The 19,917-nt window shown below is 54.1% G+C and carries 20 protein-coding genes; 9 read left to right on the plus strand and 11 right to left on the minus strand.

The genetic code is table 11. The features are described 5' to 3' along the window. Position 1 precedes the first annotated feature (1 nt). The 4 genes from BUC32_RS07060 to BUC32_RS07075 form a co-directional block, all read right to left on the minus strand. Positions 2 to 586 (minus strand): HNH endonuclease, encoded by a 585-nt coding sequence (locus tag BUC32_RS07060; RefSeq protein WP_073251059.1) that lies wholly within the window; start codon positions 584 to 586, stop codon positions 2 to 4. A 180-nt stretch (positions 587 to 766) separates the two neighbouring features. Beyond that, positions 767 to 2,347, minus strand: coding sequence for a hypothetical protein (locus BUC32_RS07065; protein WP_139280669.1), 1,581 nt, complete (start codon positions 2,345 to 2,347; stop codon positions 767 to 769). A 199-nt stretch (positions 2,348 to 2,546) separates the two neighbouring features. Beyond that, complete coding sequence (locus BUC32_RS07070) at positions 2,547 to 3,212, minus strand: alpha/beta hydrolase (protein WP_073251063.1); 666 nt, start codon at positions 3,210 to 3,212, stop codon at positions 2,547 to 2,549. Continuing rightward, complete coding sequence (locus BUC32_RS07075) at positions 3,209 to 3,841, minus strand: DNA-3-methyladenine glycosylase family protein (protein WP_073251065.1); 633 nt, start codon at positions 3,839 to 3,841, stop codon at positions 3,209 to 3,211. Before BUC32_RS07075 ends, BUC32_RS07070 begins: the two co-directional genes overlap by 4 nt. A gap of 93 nt (positions 3,842 to 3,934) precedes the next feature. Between BUC32_RS07075 and BUC32_RS07080 the strand changes: the two genes are divergently transcribed. After that, positions 3,935 to 5,143, plus strand: a complete 1,209-nt coding sequence (locus BUC32_RS07080) for an MFS transporter (RefSeq protein WP_073251066.1) — start codon at positions 3,935 to 3,937, stop codon at positions 5,141 to 5,143. 15 nt (positions 5,144 to 5,158) lie between these two features. Here BUC32_RS07080 and BUC32_RS07085 read toward each other — a convergent pair whose 3' ends face one another. From BUC32_RS07085 to BUC32_RS07100, 4 genes are all read right to left on the minus strand, one after another. Further along, complete coding sequence (locus BUC32_RS07085; RefSeq protein WP_073251068.1) at positions 5,159 to 5,938, minus strand: squalene/phytoene synthase family protein; 780 nt, start codon at positions 5,936 to 5,938, stop codon at positions 5,159 to 5,161. Continuing rightward, a complete protein-coding gene (cimA, locus tag BUC32_RS07090; protein ID WP_073251070.1) occupies positions 5,938 to 7,569 on the minus strand; it encodes a citramalate synthase in 1,632 nt (543 codons plus the stop codon). The genes BUC32_RS07085 and cimA overlap by 1 nt, the downstream gene beginning before the upstream one ends. Next, positions 7,566 to 8,945, minus strand: a complete 1,380-nt coding sequence (cysS, locus tag BUC32_RS07095) for a cysteine--tRNA ligase (RefSeq protein ID WP_073251072.1) — start codon at positions 8,943 to 8,945, stop codon at positions 7,566 to 7,568. Before cysS ends, cimA begins: the two co-directional genes overlap by 4 nt. A 294-nt stretch (positions 8,946 to 9,239) precedes the next feature. Then, entirely contained in the window at positions 9,240 to 9,614 is a 375-nt protein-coding gene (locus BUC32_RS07100; protein WP_073251074.1) for a VOC family protein, read from the minus strand. A gap of 77 nt (positions 9,615 to 9,691) precedes the next feature. On the opposite strand from BUC32_RS07100, the gene soxR reads away from it, so the two are divergent. From soxR to BUC32_RS07115, 3 genes are all read left to right on the plus strand, one after another. Next, positions 9,692 to 10,156: a redox-sensitive transcriptional activator SoxR gene (gene soxR, locus BUC32_RS07105; RefSeq protein WP_073251076.1), complete on the plus strand. Its 465-nt coding sequence runs from the start codon at positions 9,692 to 9,694 to the stop codon at positions 10,154 to 10,156. A 179-nt stretch (positions 10,157 to 10,335) separates the two neighbouring features. Beyond that, entirely contained in the window at positions 10,336 to 11,514 is a 1,179-nt protein-coding gene (locus tag BUC32_RS07110; protein WP_073251078.1) for a pyridoxal phosphate-dependent aminotransferase, read from the plus strand. Between the two features lie 223 nt (positions 11,515 to 11,737). Further along, complete coding sequence (locus tag BUC32_RS07115; RefSeq protein ID WP_073251080.1) at positions 11,738 to 13,276, plus strand: trimethylamine methyltransferase family protein; 1,539 nt, start codon at positions 11,738 to 11,740, stop codon at positions 13,274 to 13,276. A 75-nt stretch (positions 13,277 to 13,351) separates the two neighbouring features. On the opposite strand, the gene BUC32_RS07120 is transcribed toward BUC32_RS07115, so the two are convergent. Next, complete coding sequence (locus BUC32_RS07120) at positions 13,352 to 13,594, minus strand: EF-hand domain-containing protein (protein ID WP_073251082.1); 243 nt, start codon at positions 13,592 to 13,594, stop codon at positions 13,352 to 13,354. Positions 13,595 to 13,847: 253 nt separating this feature from the next. Here BUC32_RS07120 and BUC32_RS07125 point away from each other — a divergent pair, with 253 nt between their 5' ends. The 5 genes from BUC32_RS07125 to BUC32_RS07145 all read left to right on the plus strand — a co-directional run bounded on the left by BUC32_RS07125 (position 13,848) and on the right by BUC32_RS07145 (position 18,336). After that, the gene (locus tag BUC32_RS07125) at positions 13,848 to 14,357 is read left to right on the plus strand and encodes an RNA polymerase sigma factor (protein WP_073251084.1); all 510 of its coding nucleotides are present in this window, start codon (positions 13,848 to 13,850) and stop codon (positions 14,355 to 14,357) included. Positions 14,358 to 15,070: 713 nt separating this feature from the next. Beyond that, positions 15,071 to 15,307, plus strand: a complete 237-nt coding sequence (locus BUC32_RS07130) for a hypothetical protein (protein WP_073251085.1) — start codon at positions 15,071 to 15,073, stop codon at positions 15,305 to 15,307. Between the two features lie 194 nt (positions 15,308 to 15,501). Beyond that, the gene (locus tag BUC32_RS21210; protein WP_073251087.1) at positions 15,502 to 15,717 is read left to right on the plus strand and encodes a Rieske (2Fe-2S) protein; all 216 of its coding nucleotides are present in this window, start codon (positions 15,502 to 15,504) and stop codon (positions 15,715 to 15,717) included. Between the two features lie 139 nt (positions 15,718 to 15,856). Further along, the gene (locus tag BUC32_RS07140; RefSeq protein WP_139280670.1) at positions 15,857 to 16,258 is read left to right on the plus strand and encodes a hypothetical protein; all 402 of its coding nucleotides are present in this window, start codon (positions 15,857 to 15,859) and stop codon (positions 16,256 to 16,258) included. A gap of 416 nt (positions 16,259 to 16,674) precedes the next feature. Beyond that, on the plus strand, positions 16,675 to 18,336 hold the full coding sequence (locus BUC32_RS07145; RefSeq protein WP_073251091.1) for a Hint domain-containing protein: 1,662 nt from the start codon (positions 16,675 to 16,677) through the stop codon (positions 18,334 to 18,336). A gap of 50 nt (positions 18,337 to 18,386) precedes the next feature. Here BUC32_RS07145 and hflX read toward each other — a convergent pair whose 3' ends face one another. Both hflX and hfq read right to left on the minus strand, forming a co-directional pair. Next, complete coding sequence (gene hflX, locus BUC32_RS07150) at positions 18,387 to 19,658, minus strand: GTPase HflX (RefSeq protein WP_073251093.1); 1,272 nt, start codon at positions 19,656 to 19,658, stop codon at positions 18,387 to 18,389. Further along, positions 19,658 to 19,897, minus strand: coding sequence for an RNA chaperone Hfq (gene hfq / locus BUC32_RS07155; protein WP_007119530.1), 240 nt, complete (start codon positions 19,895 to 19,897; stop codon positions 19,658 to 19,660). The genes hflX and hfq overlap by 1 nt, the downstream gene beginning before the upstream one ends. Positions 19,898 to 19,917: the final 20 nt, after the last annotated feature.

Here is a 19,917-nt window from a genome sequence, read left to right on the forward strand (position 1 = left end):
TTTAGGCCTCTAGCTCGGCGTCCCAGTACAGGAAGTCCATCCAGCTTTCGTGCAGGTGATTGGGCGGAAATTTGCGCCCCATGTTGCGCAGTTCTTCCGCTTCGGGTTGACGCGGCGGTTTGCGTAAATGCATGTGTGTTTGTTGCAGCGATTTAGAGCCTTTTCGCAGATTGCACGGGCTGCAGGCCGCAACCACGTTTTGCCAGCTGGTCACACCACCTGCAGCCCGCGGAATAACGTGATCAAAGGTCAGATCGCCCTTGCTACCACAGTACTGACAAATAAATTCGTCTCGTAAAAACAAATTAAAGCGCGTGAAGGCCACGCGCTTTTGAGGTTTGACATAGTCTCTGAGGACAACCACGCTGGGGATCCTGATTTCGGTACTGGGACTTCGCACCACCTGATCATATTCAGCCACGATATCGACCCGGTCCATATAGGCCGCCTTGATGGCGTCCTGCCAGGACCAGAGCGATAACGGATAATAAGACAAAGGCCGATAATCCGCATTCAGAACAAGTGCCGGATGGTGGCGCGCGCCTGCGGGTTGTCGCACAAAGTCAGTCCTGAAATCGCCGTCCATGGTGCAATGCATCCTTTGCCCGTCTACTCAGTCTTGAAGCAACGAAGCGGGCAATCCCGCCCCGGCTTAAGACCCACTATATATCGTGGCATTCATCTGGCAACCCTCATGATCTATGAGGAATGCCATGACGTTAGGGGCAAATTGATACAATCAGATGGCGACGTTTCGATGGCCGGTTTAATAGAATTTCAGGCGTGTGACGTCAAAAACTTTGGAAACCGTCAAAGCAATTCTGGTATCGTCCTGCGCAATCATGCCACCAATGCCATACCGGCCAATCGCGTTCGTGGCCTGTGCGTCGACTGTAAAGCCGCTGGTGCCGACAGTGTAGCGCAGTCCCGCCGCCCACGTCGGATCACTTCCGTCCAGGCCAACCGGAGTAACCTCAGCAATGAGTTCCAAGCCGCTCAAAAACGCGTAGTTCACACCAAGCCCTAATCCGGCGATTTCCGTGCTGCCAAAAGCCGCCAGTTTGGGATTTACCGTAAACACCGTCCCGCCATTGGTTTTGTAGCTGCCAATGAGTTCCGCAAAAAAGACGCCCAGCAACGCTCCGCTACCGATCCGGCGGCCGTAGAGCGCGCGCCCAGAAAGTGAAAAAGCATCCCCGTTATTCTGGTCCATGAAACGTAACTTTGGACCAAACATATAACGGACATCTGTTGTTGGTACCAAAGCAGGATCCGCGGTTGGATTATCTGAGTATTGCTCAAAGATGACCTGAATCTCGCTGTCCTGATCCGGGCTAAAGCCAAACATTATCCCTGTATTGCTGTCCGACCCGTACCATGCGCTTGTGCGGATTGTGCCGGGCTCCAGCACGTCAGCTGACCCCATCGTAAACCCATCCTGCTGAACGTTGCGTTGTCGCAGTGTCACAGGGGTCAATGGCGCACGGTAGGAATCGGTAATTTTGGCCCCGGGCGTATAGATCAACCGCAATCCGGCCAAAGCCGTGTCGCCGTCTGGCCAGAAGGTCAGGATACTGGTGCCTGGAGTCATCCCAATTCCGTTGGTGACATAGCCTTCGAGGGCGATTTTTGGCGTCACGTTATAGCGCCCGCCAGCCGTCCAAACCGGCACATCTTCGTACGCCCCAGAGCTGGAAATCGTGTTGGTTCCGCTCAGAGGGACATCCACAGAGCCGAACAAACCCAACCGATCGTTGGCCTTGTAGCTGGCACCAAATCCAAGCGACGCAATCGTTCCGTAAAAATTTTGACCACCGACGGTGCCAGGGAAGTAATAGACCGAAGGCGTCACGTGAAATTGCAATTTCTGCGAGGCATTGTAGGTGATCGGCGCCTTGAAAGCCCCGCTCATCACAAAGGTGTTGGTTCCTCCGAATATCGGAGATTCCAAAGTCAGAAAGCTTTCAAGAGCGACGAGAGCAGACACTGTCCAGCGCGAGTCTGAATACAGCTGATACTTGCCCCACCCCGACAACGTTGTCATTTCAATCGCAGTTGGAACGCCTCCGATCGGCCCACCAGCATCGTCCACATAATTGTGCAGGTCAAAACCAAACGTCAGACGATCATTTAGAGAATAGCTGCCGCCGCCAAAATACAACTGATTACCTGTTCCCAAGGCACTTCTCGGGTCGGTCTGTGTCGTCCCGAAAGACAATTCAACCGTGCCTGTTCTGTAGGTGTTTGCAGTCTCGAAAGAAACAAAACGGGTTGGCTGATTGTGCAGCGGCGTCGTACTGTCCTGGGCCGAAACAGTCGCCCCTATGGTACTCAAGGTAGCAGCCAACAATGCCCCTCTATGCGGTTTAAAAAAGCTACCCTTCAAAGTGTGTTCCAGAAAATGGGCCACGGCGGACTCCGATTTTAAAAAAATACTAAAACTCGTTGGCGGTTAATACGGCCAAATGCCACCGCCTGAAATGCGAATACTGGGGTCGCCAGAACTCTGGCCTAAAGGTTACCTCTTCATTGAGGGGATTTCACGCTCAAAGTCCCAACTTATCTCGCATAAAGGCCAGAGCCACCGAAAGTCCATCTGGCGCAATACCGTGCGCAGTGCCTTTCATAATATGGGCATAAACATCCGTAAATCCGGCGTTTTGAAGGGCTTCAGCAGCTTCGGGTAGTGATTGAGGTGGAACCACATCATCTGCATCACCATGTACCAGCAGGATCGGAGGCTTGCATTGGGCTTCATCAGCCAAAAGCTCGGGCGACAAAAGCCGACCAGAAAAGGCGACGATGCCGGCAATCTCGTCTTCACGCCTTGGGGCAACATGCAAAGCCATCATTGTGCCCTGACTAAAGCCAAACAGAACCACCTGTTCCGGCAACACGTCTTCGTCCACCATCACCGCATCCAGAAATGCGTTCAGGTCGTCGATTGCCGAACGCATCCCGCGTTCGCTCTCTTCTTCCGAAGACCCGTCAATCCAAGGAATCGGAAACCACTGAAACCCGGAGGGCATGCCCGGTACGGTTTCAGGCGCGTCTGGCGACAAAAACAATGTGTCAGGCAAATGTTCCGACAAAGGATCCGCCAGCCCCAAAAGGTCGGCACCATTGGCACCATAGCCATGCAGAAAGATCACCACACTGCGAGTGGTGCCAGATAGTGGCTCTTTACGGCCTGTGGTCAAAACGCGAGTCATCGGATCCCTTCCCTGTCCTTTGCCACCCGGTAGTAAGCCCACAATGCCCGCGCTGCAACCGATCGCCACGGCGACCAGTCTTCGGCCATTTTTCGAAAGGCGCTTTCAGAGGGGCGCGCATCAAGCTGAAACAGAATCCGGGCACTTTCCTGCAGGGCCAGATCCCCGGGCGCAAAGACGTCCGCCCGCCCCAAAGAAAACATCGCATAGACCTCGGCCGTCCAGGGGCCAATGCCGCTGACATTGGTCAATGTGGCAATAACCTCGTTGTCAGGACAATCCCGCAAAGCTTTGTAATTGATTCGTGCTTCTGCCAGCGCGCGCGCATATCGAATTTTCTGACGGCTGAGGCCGCACGCGCGCAAATCATCATCTGTCGCAGCCATAATTTTGCGGGGGCCGGTCAGTTTGGCCTCTTTCAGACGAGACCAGATTGCAGCCGCAGAGGCCACGCTGACTTGCTGGCTCATGATCGCGCTCAGCAATTGGGAAAAACCATCGGGGCGCAGGCGTAATGGCAAGGGTCCGGTTTGATCCAGAGCCCGTGCAAAACGCGGGTCCTGACCGGCCAGCCAAGCCGCGCCTTCTGCCACACATTCATGTGATTTGATGATCCTGCCGATAGACATTCTTCGTGGGCTTCCAGTTCGTCATTTCAAAATGCGCGACGTTACTTTCGCCGCGTCTGGACCTTCGCTTGTTAAGCAGCTAACGCTTGGCCCATGAGCCATACCGTAGACGATACCTCCGCTAAGCGCACCGTTTTCATCCTTGTTCTTGCGCAGGCCTTTTTGGGCGCGCAGATGCCGATGATTTTCACCATAGGCGGTCTGGCAGGTCAGTCGCTGGCATCCAATGTGTGTTTTGCCACCCTGCCGATTTCACTGATCGTTGTGGGTTCGATGCTTGCTGCCACACCGCTGTCGGCAATCATGCAAAAATATGGTCGCCGGGTTGGTTTTTTCGTCGGTTCTGCTGGCGGTGCTGTTGGCGGCGCGATTGGGGCCTATGGCCTTTATCTAAATAGTTTTCCCGTCTTCCTATTGGGCAGCCTTTTGACCGGTGTATACATGAGCGCGCAGGGGTTTTATAGGTTTGCCGCCGCAGATACGGCCTCGGATAATTTCCGCCCTAAGGCGATTTCCTATGTCATGGCAGGCGGGTTGGCTTCGGCCATCATTGGCCCACAGTTGGTCAAGGTCACCAGCCAATCCATGGTGATCCCATTCCTTGGCACTTATCTCATGGTGATTGCGATCAACGTCGTGGGTTCTGCGTTGTTCCTGTTCATCAATATCCCCAAACCCAAAGCCCCAAGCGCAGATTCCCCCAAGGGCCGCACGCGTTGGCAATTGCTGACCACACCGCGGATCACTGTGGCTGTGATCTGCGCCATGGTGTCTTATGCGTTGATGAACCTTGTGATGACATCGACACCGCTTGCGGTCGTTGGCTGTGGGTTTGAGCAAAACAGCGCCGCTGACGTGGTGTCTGCGCACGTTCTGGCGATGTTCATACCGTCGTTCTTCACCGGTCATCTGATTGCGCGGTTTGGCGTCGAAAAGATCATGGCGCTGGGTCTGATTATCCTAGCCGCTGCCGGGGCCGTTGCCTTGCAAGGGGTTGAGTTGGAAAACTTCTTTGTTGCTTTGATCCTGCTTGGCGTTGGCTGGAACTTTGGCTTTATCGGGGCCACAACCATGCTGGCCGGCGCGCATGAGCCACATGAACGTGGCCGTATGCAGGGTCTGAACGATCTGATCGTGTTTGGCGGCGTTACCGTTGCGTCACTGGCCTCGGGCGGTTTGATGAACTGTTCCGGCGGCGATGCGGTTACAGGCTGGACATCCGTTAATCTGGCGATGGCGCCCTTCCTGATGTTGGCCGGTGGTGCTTTGATCTGGCTGGTGTTGCGTCCCCGGGAGGATTAACGCCTTAACGGCCTCTTACCACCGACCTGTCATCGACAAACGCATCAACGTGATTTTTTTGACAAAATCACTTTGCCCAAGCGCGCCGTCCACAACGCGTTCGGGCTGTTCGCTGGCCTGTCGCAAAACCGCTTCGGCCTGCCAGCCCGCCAAAAGAGCCTGCCCGGAAGGTTTAGACACAGCGGCCCGCGTTTTTCTGGCTGATTTCAGGCGCTGCAAAGCACCACTGGCCAGCAAAGCAACGGCCTCGGGACGTCCGTCAACCAACGGAATACGTTTACGCTCTTGCAGATCAGGAATGGCCCGCAACCAATTTGCAATGCCCGTGGCGTAGGCAAAATCGCGCACGACATCCTCTTGTGCGTCGCCCAAAAGTCGCGCCGCAACCCACATCAGGTTGCCAGACGTCGCATCGATGTATGCCGCAAACTTGGCTGCATCTTCAAACGGATCTTTGTAGATATCCCATTGCCGGGCCGCGACCAGCGCGTCCAAGGTCTCGGCACCTTCGTGATCCAGAAATGCCGCCAAAGGTGTCACAACCTCGTGACGACGTACGTTGCCGCCCTGCCCGATCTCTTCCAATGCATCACGCCACCATTGCAGGCGCATCTCGGCAATCATTGTCTCTTGGGTCAACCATGGTGCCCGGGCGACTTCGAGGTTGAACGCATAAAGCGGAAACAACAAATCGCGTGCATCGGGCTTAGCGGCCATCGCTGCCATAAAGCGATCTGGGTCGCCCCGCTGCACCAATCCGGCGCAGGCAGCTATGTCGTCATGAGATGCATCCATCAGCCTGCCCGAATGGCGCCGTCACGCGCCAGTTTCCAGTTCAATGCCTCAAGCAGCGCTTCAAACGACGCATCCACGATGTTGGCAGACACACCCACAGTCGACCACCGCCGTCCTTCACTGTCTTCAAAATCGATGATGACGCGTGTTACAGCCTCGGTACCGCCATTGGTGATGCGCACCTTAAAATCCACCAGACGGACGCCGTCGACAATATCCTGATAGGGGCCCAAATCCCGTTTCAACGCCTGCCAGAGCGCGTTGACGGGGCCATCATCGCTCATCTCGTCGGAATGTTCATTCTTGTAGTACGATGTGGTTTTGGCGCCACTGGGCAATTGAACCGTCACCACGGCCTCGGATTCGACCACCAGATGGCCGCGCGCATTGCGACGACGCTCGGAAATCACCCGATAGCGTTCCACGTCAAAAAAGCTTTCGGCAAGCCCCAGCTCAGAGCGCGCCAACAGCTCGAAGCTAGCCTGTGCGGTGTCATAGCTGTAGCCAACCGCTTCGCGTTCTTTAATCCGGTTCAGGATCGCACTTAGAGCGGGGTTTCTCTTTTCGACGCTCAGACCCGCATCGGTCAGACGTTTGCGTAGATTGGATTGGCCCGCCTGATTTGACATCGGAATGATGCGTTCATTTCCGACCACACCCGGTTCTATATGCTCATAGGTGGTTGGGTCCTTGAGAATGGCGCTTGCGTGCAGGCCCGCTTTGTGGGCAAAGGCCGAGGCCCCGACATAGGCCGCCTGCTTCATCGGAACGCGGTTCAGGATGTCATCGAGAAGACGGCTGGCGCGGGTCAGACCGATCAAAGCCTCTTTGCGCACACCAATCTCATAGGCGCTTGTATATGGTTCTTTCAGCAGCAGCGTGGGAATGAGCGTTGTAAGGTTGGCATTGCCGCAGCGTTCGCCCAGGCCGTTCAACGTACCCTGGATTTGTCGCGCGCCAGCATCAACCGAAGCCAGGGTATTGGCCACGGCATTTTCGGTGTCGTTATGGGTATGGATGCCCAGATGGTCGCCGGGAATGCCTGCTGCGATCACCGCCTTGGTGATTTCATAAACCTCGCGCGGCAAGGTCCCGCCGTTGGTGTCGCACAACACGATCCAGCGTGCGCCAGCAGCAAAGGCCGCTTTGATCACTTCCAACGCATAAGTCGGATTGGATTTATAACCATCAAAGAAGTGCTCGGCGTCAAACAGCGCCTCGCGTCCCTGCGCCACCAGATAGGCAATCGAGCGCGCAACGTTGTCGGTATTTTCCTCCAACGTGATGCCAAGGGCCGTTTTGACGTGAAAATCATGGGATTTGCCAACCAGACAGACGGCGGGTGTACCCGCATTCATCACCGCGGCCAGCACGTCATCGTTCTCCGCTGACATGCCTGCGCGTTTGGTCATACCGAAAGCAGTAAATGTCGCGGCCATCTTGGGTTTGGCATCGAAGAATTCCGAGTCCGTAGGATTAGCACCGGGCCAGCCGCCTTCGACATAGTCCACACCAAGCGTGTCTAGTACTTCGGCGATCTGCGCCTTTTCCGGGGTCGAGAATTGCACGCCTTGGGTTTGTTGGCCGTCTCGCAAGGTGGTGTCGTAAAGATAGAGGCGTTGTTTGGTCATATCAGGCCCTCCAGCTTGGTAGCATCGAATCCGGTAGCGGGTAGTAATTCCACACCGGCTTTGCTCATTCGCACCTCGACGCCAGCGTCCATCAGAGCCGCCTTTATACGATCCACATCAGAAAAGTCTTTTGTTTCCATTGCCTTTGCGCGAGCACCTACCAACAACACTTCGTATGCTGAGAGGTCATTCCCAGTGGCCCAATCGCTCAAAGCGTCGGTGAGCAAGCCCATCATTTGAGCACCAGCCAACAACTCTGCTGCCTCACCTGCACCTGCGAATTTGTGCAGCTCGGCAATTGCTCCGGCCGTGTTCAGATCATCCGCCAAACACGAAACAACAGACGCGGCCACGTTGGACGAGGGCTCGACGCCCTCGGTCAACGTACGCCACTTGCGCAGCGTGGCCTCGGCTTCACCCGCCTTTTTGGCAGTCCAATCCATCGGTTTGCCGTAATGCGTTGACAGGAACACGAACCGGATCACCTCGCCCGGTACGGCGGGCTGGCCGTCGTGGCCATCCAGCAAGTCGCGCACGGTAAAGAAATTGCCCAGGGATTTGGACATCTTCTTGCCCTCGACCTGCAGCATCTCGTTGTGCATCCAATAGCGGGCGAACTCGCCGGTTGGATGGGCACAGTAGCTTTGCGCGATCTCGTTCTCATGATGCGGAAACATCAGGTCATTGCCGCCGCCGTGAATGTCAAAACTCTCGCCCAGCAACTCATAGGACATCGCCGAGCATTCGATATGCCAACCGGGGCGCCCCCAGCTCCAAGGGCTCTCCCAACCGGGTTGATCCTCGTTCGACGGCTTCCACAGGACAAAATCCATCGGGTCTTCTTTGTAGGGGGCCACTTCCACCCGGGCACCTGCGATCATGTCATCGACAGATCGGCCAGACAGCGCGCCATAGTCCTGATATTCACGTACCCGAAACAACACATGACCGTCCTTGGCATAGGCAAAGCCATCCACGATCAGCTTTTTGATCATGGTGATCATCTGCGGGATATACTGGGTCGCACGCGGCATTTGATCCGGGTCGCGCGCCCCAAGAGCAGCCATGTCGTCAAGAAACCACTGCGTCGTCTCAGCCGTGATGTCCGAAATTGGGCGCCCGCTTTCGGCCGCACGTGCGTTGATCTTGTCATCCACATCCGTGAAATTGCGCACATAGGTCACGTGATCTTCGCCGTAGACATGGCGCAACAGCCGGTTCAGCACGTCAAACACCACCACAGGGCGCGCGTTGCCGATATGGGCCCGGTCATAGACGGTCGGCCCGCAGACATACATGCGCACGTTTTGGGCATCAATCGGCTCAAACACCTCTTTGCGGCGGGTCTTTGAGTTGTGCAGTTTAATCGTCGTCATGTCGTGTCCTCGGGCGGCCTTGATACAAGGCACAGTTACGCTCGTGGCGGGCTTAACAACTTCAGATCATGTTTGAAATAGAAGAACGGCCCGCCGAGTTGTCTCAGCAGGGAATGCAGCAAATAATAATGATGTTGCGTACAGTGTTCATGAGGCCGGACCTTAGGCCCAGCCCTGAGTTCGGTCAAGTGTGTTCAGGAATTGGTCAGCGCCAGACCGATCCGTGCCCGGGTTCTGCGCCCCAATGGAAAGGCCAAAGGCGCGCGCATCCATCGCCGAAACCCGCGCAAATACCTAGTCATAGGATACAACCTCAAACTCGATGCCGTGCGGACCGTCAAAGTAGAACCGCAAGCCCGGTTCATAGTCGCCATGCATGGTCGGTATAAAACCCGCCGCCTTGACCTTGACCTCAATCGCATCAATATCATTGACCGCAACGCCCACATGGTTGAAGCCACCGATGCGGCTATAGGTATTGCCCATAGGCTCCAAATCTTTGTTCGGCGCATAAAGGGCCAGATAACTGTCCTGATCCCCAACATGAACTGTATAGCCGTTGTCTTTGGCCTCACCTTCCCAACGGATGTGCCAGCCGAAAATTCCGCAAAGAGTTTGGGCTGTCGTTTGTGGGTCTGGTACGGTGATGTTTACATGCTCTAGGTGCATCAGAAATTCCTTTGATTGAGTTTTGTCTGATGGTATTGTAATTGCTCAAGTTAACTTGAGGTCAATAGTTTTTAATCATGCAAAACAAAGATCATACACGAAATGGGCTGACAATCGGGTATGTATCTGAACGCACGGGCCTAGCACCTTCTGCGATACGATTCTATGAAGATGAAGGCCTGGTGTTTCCTGGTCGCAATGCCGGTGGTCAGCGCCGCTTTGATCGTTCAGATATCCGCCGGTTGTCATTTGTGATGATTTCACAAGGTCTAGGATTTTCCCTGCCCGAAATTCGAGAGGCTTTGAAATCCTTGCCCGAAGGGCGCACCCCTACAAAACGCGACTGGGAACGAATTTCGGCCCGGTTCCGGCGCAAGCTGGATCAAAGGATTTCACAAATGCAGATCCTGCGGGACAAGTTGGACGGCTGCATCGGCTGCGGGTGTCTGTCGCTACAAACCTGTAAGTTATACAATGCTGACGACCGGGCGCGCCGCAAAGGTCAGGGCCCACGCTATCTTATGGGCGATCCGGTCGATTGACCCCGACAAACACCCAAGAAGACACCTAATAGGATTCATCCACACGAGGGGTAAGCCGCCCCCGAACGGTCAAATACCCGGAATCCTATTCGAAAGATTTTCATCTCCCCGAATTACAATTGACGAATCCAGTGCCAATCTGGCTTTTACATCGAAACCTCGGACTCAGGAGACATGTTATGCAGCTTTCCGATCGTATTACCCAACTGACCGGCGATGGATCAGATGGCTGGGATGTGTTCTATCGTTCGCGCCAAATGGTGGCGGATGGTGAACCGGTAATTGAGCTGACCATTGGCGAACATGATGTCCGTACAGACCCGTCGATCCTTGAGGCCATGCACAAAGCCGCACTGGGTGGGCATACAGGCTATGCCATGGTGCCCGGCATCAAGTCCCTGCGCGAGGCTGTGGCCTCTCGCATTCAAAAAAGAACTGGTGTTCCAACAACTTACGAAAACGTCTTAATCTCTGCGGGTGGTCAGGCTGGTCTGTTCGCAGCCCATACGGCTGTGTGCAATCCTGGTGATCGCGCACTGTATCTTGATCCTTATTATACAACCTACCCGAGCACCATCAGGGGTACGGCTGCTGTGCCTGTTGTCGTGCATACCCATGCAGAGGACGCCTTTCAGCCCCGCGCAGAAGACATCGATGCCGAATCCGAAGGTGCCACATCGCTGTTGATAAACTCACCCAACAACCCAACGGGTACGGTCTACAGCCGCCAGACCCTTGATGGTATTGCTGACGTTTGCAAACGCCACGATCTTTGGCTGATCTCGGACGAGGTCTATGACACGCAAGTCTGGGAAGGCGATCACGTCAGCCCACGCGCCCTGCCCGACATGGCTGAGCGTACGATCGTGGTCAGCTCAATGTCCAAAAGCCATGCGATGACCGGTAGCCGTATTGGCTGGATCTGTGCCCCGAAAGAGGTCATCAACCGCTTGATTGATCTGGCCACCAACACCACTTATGGCGTGGCCGGGTTTATTCAGGACGCCACTGAATTTGCTTTGAGCCAAGGTGCCGAGCTGGAAGACAAAGTCGCAGAACCTTTCCGCCGTCGCCGCCTGCTGGCTAAGGAAATATTGGCCCAACAAAACACCGTTGGTCTGATCCCCGCACAAGGTGCGATGTATCTGATGTTGGATATCCGCGCGACGGGCCTTTCGGGAGAAGAGTTTGCCAACAAGCTGCTCGACACGCATATGATTGCGGTCATGCCCGGCGAAAGCTTTGGGACAGCGGCGGCAGGCCACATCCGCGTGGCCATGACCATCGATGACGAACGTTTTGCAGCTGCGCTGAATACTCTGTGTGAATTTGCCAAGGACATAGCAGAAACCACCTAGGTTGGCCTGAAAACGACAGGTGGTCGTTTTTGTTGCAGATTTCATCGATTCTTCACGCAATATCACCCGCGAACAGGGAGAATTGCGATGCAGGGAATGCGTAGCAAATTACAGTTGGTGATCGTCACTATCGGGGCGGAACGCGGTCGCGCGGCGCGTGGTGGGCCATTTAGCATCTGAATCCAAATTCGATTTAAGATGCTAAAACAGGACTCATCACAACATGACTCAACCCGTCTCTCGCCGTTCCGGCGGTCGCAACGCCCGTCGCGCAGCGCGCTCTGCTCCTATTGCAAAAGATGAACGCTCGGTTCGCCCGGGCATGGAAGGTGGCGTTCTCAAGCCGCTGACCGAAGAAAAGATGCAACGTATCCACGAAGCCGCGATGGAAGCGCTGGAAACCATCGGCCTTGCCGATGCGCCCGAAAGTGGCGTGAAATATTTGCTTGGCGCAGGGGCGATCCAAGGCGAAGACGGACGCATTCGCATTCCCCGCGCTGTGGTCGAAGATGCCCTGTCCAAGGCCTGCCGCGAAATCACGCTCTACAGCCGTGATGGCGAACATGACCTGACATTGTCTGGCAATCGTGTACATTTCGGCACTGCGGGTGCGGCGGTGCATATGGTGGATGTTGAAGGTCGCCACTATCGCGATTCAACCGTCCAAGATTTACATGACGCGGCGCGGATCACGGACAAGCTGGACAATATCCACTTCTTGCAACGTCCCATGGTGTGCCGTGATATCTCGGACAACCGCGAGATGGATCTCAACACCATCTATGCCACGACATCCGGCACCACCAAACATATCGGCACATCGTTCACGGAACCGGATTATGTGGATGATGCGCTTGAGATGCTGCATATGATTGCCGGCGGTGAAGACGAATGGCGCGCACGTCCTTTCATGAGCAATTCCAACTGCTTCGTGGTGCCTCCGATGAAGTTCGCCACTGAATCCTGTGAAGTCATGGAAAAATGCATTGAAGGCGGTATGCCTGTTTTGCTGTTGTCCGCCGGTATGGCGGGTGCGACCGCGCCATCGACGATTGCCGGGGCGATTACTCAGGCGGTGGCTGAATGTCTGGCGGGTCTGGTTTACGTGAACGCCATCAAACCCGGCCACCCTGCCATTATTGGCACATGGCCGTTTGGTCTTGATCTGCGCTCTGGAGCCATGACAGGTGGCTCAGGCGAACAAGCTTTGCTGACGGCTGGTTGTGCGCAGATGCACAAATTTTACGGCCTGCCTGGTGGTGCCGCCGCTGGTATGACCGATGCAAAAGTACCCGACATGCAGGCCGGGTGGGAACAAATGTGTTCAAACGTCATGGCCGGTCTTTCAGGGCTGAACATGGTGTATGAATCCGTCGGCATGCATGCGTCACTTTTGGGGTTCTGTCATGAATCGCTGATCCTGGGGGACGACCTTGTGGGTCATGCGCTGCGTTGTGTGCGTGGAATCGAAGTGGACGACGAAACTCTGGCGTTAGATCAGATGCGCGAGGTCTGCATGGGCGGCCCGGGCCATTATCTCGGAACTGGACAAACACTGGCTCGGATGCAGGCCGATTACGTCTACCCTGCCCTTGGCGATCGCACGTCTCCCAAGGAATGGGTCGAGGTTGGCAAACCGGAGCTCAATCAAAAAGCGATTGCCCGCAAAGAGGAGATTCTGTCCGAGCCTTCAGCCGCGCGATTTGATCCCATCAAGGACAAAGCCCTGCGTGAACGGTTCCGCATTCATCTGTCTTCATAAGCCATTCAAACAGAAAGAGGCCGGACATCATGATGCCCGGCCTTTTTGGTGTCTTCGCCTGAGTGCGTTAGACCGTCAAGACGCGATTTCCGGCATCAGCCCTGCGTCCTGCCCCGCCAGAACCTCATCGGTGCTCAGAACCCCATCAGAATCGGTGTCCATCGCTGAAAAGGCCTCGGCCGTGACATCCGGGAACATGACTTGCACTTCTTCGATGGTCATAACCCCATCGCCGTTGGCGTCCAGATCCGCCGCCATGGGCAATGTTGGAAGGGAAAAGCCGGTTAGGGCCAAGGCGGTAATCAGTGCATTTTTCATTTTAATTCTCCAGTTTGTTGAGGTGCAAAGGCACTTTCGCTGCGTTCCCTGACTGAGATGCACCAAACGACATCCGCGTCCGTGTGCTCTGAAGATTCCCCCAAAGATTGCCGAAACCTGCCGATTGCCGGCTGATGTCACGGCAACGTACCGCCCAAAAAGGGGGCTACGCTTAGATCGGCGGAATCTCCCCGTCTGTTCAGCTCGGTATTCATAGGCACATGGTCCTAGAAAACGTTTGAGAGGACAGTCCATGTGTCACAATGAAATCTCGCCACCCGAAGTTTTGGTTGGCATCCTGCCAAAGTTACGCCGCCGGGCCCTTCGCCTATGCGAAAGCCCCGATGTTGCAGACGATTTGACCCAGGAAACCGTTTTGCGGATTTGGAGCCGGTTGATTTCAGGGGACGAGATTACCGATATCCAAGCCTATGGAATGACAGTCATGCGCAATCTGGCTTTCCAAAACTGGCGCGATCGAAAACCTACTGTCGACATTGAAGACATAGTGCTTGCCACCCCCGCCAGAGCAACTGGCCACCTTGCCTGCCGGGATGCGTTGAGCGCTGTTTCCCGTCTACCTGCTGGACAAGCCGAAGTGATGACCTTGATCACGATAGAAGGTCACACTGCGCCAGAGGCCGCCCAAGAGATCGGATTGCCACTTGGTACGGTGAACTCGCGACTGGCACGGGCGCGCAGCCGGTTGCGCAGTGAAATCGGTTTGGAAAAGGATAAAAGCATTGTCACACTATTGGATTAGGTCAAGAAATGCATGGGGTTCACAAAAAATGGGGGGCCGAAGCCCCCCAGTTTCGCCACTCAGGCTCACTATTTAATACCGCTCGATGTTTTTTGCCTGCGGCCCGAGTGTCGTGCCAGGGCAAGCGTGCTCGCCCCGTAACTTTTTTGCTACTTCCTGAGGTTCCCCCACAATTATGTGTAACCTTCAATATGCCGACCGTCCGTTACCATAGCAATTCGCGTGATCATATCAGAATTAGATACGACCACAAGATGTTGTGTTTGATTCAACTGATTATCGGCATATTTTGAACTTTGCGATCAGCCGAGCAAGTGAGGGAATGTGATGGGTACATTTCAATACTTCAACTTGGATTAAGCGACATGGGACTCCGAGATCGCAAAATCGCGCTCGAATGCCTTGCGATCCAAATTTTCAACTCTGGCTAGAGATTAACCACTGTGCTACCCCCCAAAAAAACCAGGCACTGAGTTTTTCGAACGAAACTATTGGTGCATTGCAAGCTTTCGAAGGTCTACAAATTAAACGCTGCAGTGGGTTTTCCATAAGCGTCAAAATCAAAATTCGTGCTGAAACAGCAACAATCAATAGATGCGTCGAACGGTATCATTTCTCGTTTTTGTTGTAGAGCTTGTTGCTCAGATATACCAAGATCTGGCCGAGATGTGTTCTGAAGATGCCCGGCGCCTGGCCCATTTTCATGATCTTCTATGTCTGCAAAATACTCGCAGCTTAACCCTAAATATACACCTGTTTTCCTCACCTTTGCCTATCAAACCGGCCTTCTGCGTTTCTTGATGTTACGATACATTGATGGTGTCATTCAGGCGTTTGGTGGGATGCTGCATTTTGGCCAACATGCCACAATGCCAATGGTAGGTTACAACACAACTATGCACCGCAAAGACGGTCTCTACCGTTTGATTTGCCATGCCGACAGCCTGTAGGCGGCGCGCTATGATTTACATTACAACATGTCTTCGTGTGTTCCCCAGTTCAAACGCACCCGCGGAGCGACAGCAGAAATTGAAAATTCAGCTTTTTTTATGCGTCACCTGCCACGCAAACGGTGTATGCCATTCGGCGGATTGCAGGCCATCGCCAAACATATTGGAAACCCTATTTTGCAAAGGTATGATTAATGATCGTCTATCCAAGGGCCGTCCATGATGCTTGGCTGCCGGTCTGTGCTGTCAAAGAGGTGGGCGCAAAACCACGGCGTGTGCTTTTACACGGGCAGCCTTTGGTCATCTCTAATGGCAATAATGGCCCCGCAGTTTTACACAACCGCCGTCCACACCGGAACGTGCCGCTGTCCAACGGGACAGTTGAAATGGGTTCTGTTGCCTGCCCCTAACACGGTTGGGCATTTGGCGGGACAATCAAGTGCACCAAATTGCCGGGCGGATCCCACAGCGGGTTCAGGTTGAGGTGATCCGCAGGCAAACGGCCACGTCGGTCGAGTGTATGTAACACGAGGCCGAACGGCGTCGTGGTTGGCTACCGGCACTGTTGGAAGGTGCCCGATTGAAAGGGTTGGGACAATTTATGGTCCTACAACAGGCCAAATTGGATTTCTTGCTAAAAACGGACCAAAAATGTTTGTGACGGTGATCTTGGCGCCTGAGACAATTTGCAACATTCAAACCCTTACAACTTTTTCGACACTTAAAGGCCGCCTGCCCGGGTGGCTGAAGGGGCAAACCATGGATGCGTTTCACAGAAAAATCTTACGCGAAGATCAGGAAATAATTTCGGCTCGAAACGACAACTTACAGACTTTTGGAGGGCCAAAATACACACTAGGCCCGCTTGATTTCATCAAGACGTCAATGGTCAAGCGGATGGCGGGAGAAAAGCTGGCTGCAACGGAAAACAGGTTCGCCCGCTGGCTCTAGGAACACTGTTTTTTACCCCTAAGATGAGAAGGCAAAGTCTTGAGTCGTGGCAACACGCGCCCTCGTTTTTGGTGCGCACCAAACACCCTGCGCCAGTCTTATCTCTCCCAACGTAGTCAATTGATCGGTAAACTTCCAACGCTTTGAGGTTTAGGAATTGGTCACATATGCCTGAAATCCCCGCCAGAACCGCTCATGAGAGTTGTTGACAGGTTCAGCATGATGTGGACAATCGAATTGGCCTAAAAACCTTTGTTTTAACTATTTAACACGTGGTTTGTGTCCAAGCGGGAAACAATCCTCCGTGGGTTGAATTACAGTTCCTGTTTTTGAAACCGCCTTTAGTGCACAGTTTTTTTTAAGGTTAATACTTGTTCTTGCGGTGACACGCCACACGCAGTCTTGGGAGTTAGAAGATGCCGGTAACAGGAAACGATGACGTCGCAACGTCGACACAAGTGGTCAACCCCACTTCAAACAACCCCGAGTCGTTTGTACAGACATCGACTTTGTCCCTCACGGACAATGGCGGATTGGATGAAGATGAGTTTTGTTTGTCCGTCAATTTGACAGGCAGCAACGTCCAGGAACAGGTTAACATTGCTATTGTGATCGACACATCCGGCTCTTCCGGTGGGGATTCAGGTACTGATTTTGATGGCGATGGAACCAATGAGACCATTCTTCAGGCAGAACTGATTGCCGCCCAGAATTTGTTCGATGAATATGTCGCTGCCGGATACGACCCCAGCGAAATCGACATCTCTTTGGTTTCCTATGGCCCCTCTGCTCAGGTCCATGGCAACTTCACTTTGGATCAACGGGATGAATTCAATCAGGCTCTGCAAGATATTAACGCAGCCGGTTCAAACGGAACCACGAACTATGTCGCTGGGTTAGAAGCGGCTGGTGATGCATTTACCGCAGTAGGCGCTGATCCGGTTACAGACACAAACCTTGTTGTGTTTCTTTCAGACGGATATCCAATTCCGAGCTCGCAAGCGGACGTTCCATCCGGCGGTACCACAACTCCAATTGAGGACGCTGCAGCCGACCTGGAAGGCGACTGGGGTGCAGCTATCAACGGAATCGGTCTGGGGTCTGCCAGCAGCCTGGATGCTTTGCAGCAACTGGACAACACAGGCGGCGCTACTCAGGTTTTGAGCACGGACGAGCTTTTGGATGTGATTATTGAGCCGCTTACAGATGCGGAGTTTCTGCGATTTGAAATCGAGATCGAAGGCCTTGATGAAAACGGCGTTTCCCAGACTCAAACCATCATATTGGATGCAAGCGACCCACTTGTTATTCAAACGCCCACGGCTATTGATGTATCCTTGTTGCCCATTGATGCGGAATTTGCAGCCAGACAAGACGTAACCGTAACTGTCACATCAGTCTTTGGCCCCGATCCAGGCGATCCCCCAGATGTTCCCGCGGGTACTACGGAGCAAAATATCGTCACCGAACACGAACTTACTCTCGTGGTCTGCTTCACACCCGGAACTCATATTCTTACATTGGACGGCACCGCCTTGATCGAAGATTTGGTGGCAGGAGACAAGGTTGTCACCCGTGATCATGGGGCGCAAACAATCCGATGGATTGGGTCCACAACGTTGTCAGGGTCTTATGTATCGGCGAATAAACGGTTGCGCCCAATTCTGATCCGCAAAGGTGCTCTGGGCCCTGATCAACCGGCACGCGACATGCGCGTTTCTCGGCAGCACCGCATTCTTGTGCGTGACTGGCGGGCCGAACTGATGTTTGGCAAGCCCGATGGCGTTTTGGTTCCAGCATTTGCCCTGTGTAATGACAATACAATCATTGAAGATCACGCTGTCAAAGATGTCACCTATTTCCACATGGCTTTTGACAACCATGAAATCGTCTATGCGGACGGTGTAGAAGCCGAAAGCTTCCACCCTGTTGCCGAGACGGTGGCAGGCCTTATTTCACCACAACGCAAAGAACTTCTTGAGCTGTTCCCTGAACTGGACTTGGAGGGCGCCACGGCCGCCTATGGCGGAGCCCGCGAAGAGTTGCGTGGCCGCATCGCTCGGGTTCTACCTGCGTAAAACCTACGGAAAAGTGCATTGCGCGGCCTGCAGCTTTTGCGGGCCGCCAATTAAAGGCTTTCAAATTTCCGGGCTTGGCGGGCGGTCCAACGGACACGCACGTGAAACCCAGTCTCATCTTGGGTTTCATCCTCAACGATGCCTTCTTTGAACAGCCATGCGCGCTGTTTGCCTTGAGCAAAAGTCAGGTCCAGAACGGCTTCGGTGCGATCTGCTTCAAGGGCAACCGCGATAGCGTGAAACAGATCTTCCAAACCTTCGCCAGTGATTGAGGAAACGGCAAAGATTTCATCATCACGGGCAGCGCGGGCACGTCTGGACTCAGCCTCTCCGCCTTCCAGCAGATCAACTTTGTTCCAAACCTCAAGCTTTTTGGCATTCGTGCCGACCCCCAAAGACCCCAGAATATCATGCACGTCTTCGGCCTGAATTTCTGTTTCCGGATGGGCGATATCACGTACGTGCAGGATCAGATCTGCAGCCAGAACTTCCTCAAGCGTGGCGCGGAAGGACGCGACCAATTCGGTCGGCAAATCCGAAATAAAACCAACCGTGTCAGACAGGATCACTTCGGGGCCATCCGGCAATTCGACGGCTCGCATCGTGGGGTCCAGCGTGGCAAAGAGCATGTCTTTTGCCAGCACATTCGCACCGGTTACATAATTGAAAAGAGTGGATTTTCCGGCATTGGTATAGCCAACAAGCGCAACAATCGGGAACGGAACTTTGGCACGTGCCTTGCGGTGCAACTCACGGGTTTTCACGACTTTCGACAATTGACGGCGCAGACGTACAAGCTGATCATCAATCGCGCGGCGGTCAGCCTCAATCTGGGTTTCACCGGGGCCTCCGACAAATCCAAGTCCACCACGTTGCCGTTCAAGGTGCGTCCAGGCCCGCACCAATCGGGTGCGCTGATAACTCAGGGCAGCCATCTCGACCTGTAAGACACCTTCACGGGTGCGCGCGCGGTCCGAGAAAATCTCAAGAATCAAACCCGTCCTGTCCAGAAGCTTGACACCCCAGGCTTTTTCCAGATTGCGCTGCTGCACCGGCGTCACCGGTCCGTCAATCAAGACCAGTTCCACTTCATTGGCGTGAAACAGGGTTTTAAGCTCTTCGATCTTGCCTGATCCAAACAACATACCAGCATGCGCCTTGGGCAGCTTCACTGTATTTGAGCCAACCACCTCAAGTTCAGGCAAGGCCTGAGCAAGCGAAATGGCCTCTTCCAATGCGAAAGAGGCCCCACGCCGTTGATTGGCGCCGTAAATTTCGGGATGCAGGACCCATGCGCGGGTGACCTGCGTGTCATGCTCCATCAAGAGGCGTCTTCACCCTCATAAAGGCTGATGGGTTGCGACGGCATAATCGTCGAAATCGCATGTTTATAAACCAGTTGACTTTGTCCATCACGGCGCAGAAGCACGCAGAAATTGTCAAACCAGGTGATCACGCCCTGCAATTTTACACCGTTAATCAGAAAAATCGTCACCGGAACTTTGGTTTTGCGTACGTGATTGAGAAATGCATCTTGGAGATTTTGTCGGTCCGAAGCCATCGCGCGTTTGCCTTTGTTCT

It is taken from the genome of Shimia gijangensis, from assembly GCF_900142085.1.
In the GTDB taxonomy this organism is placed as follows: Bacteria; Pseudomonadota; Alphaproteobacteria; order Rhodobacterales; family Rhodobacteraceae; genus Shimia; species Shimia gijangensis.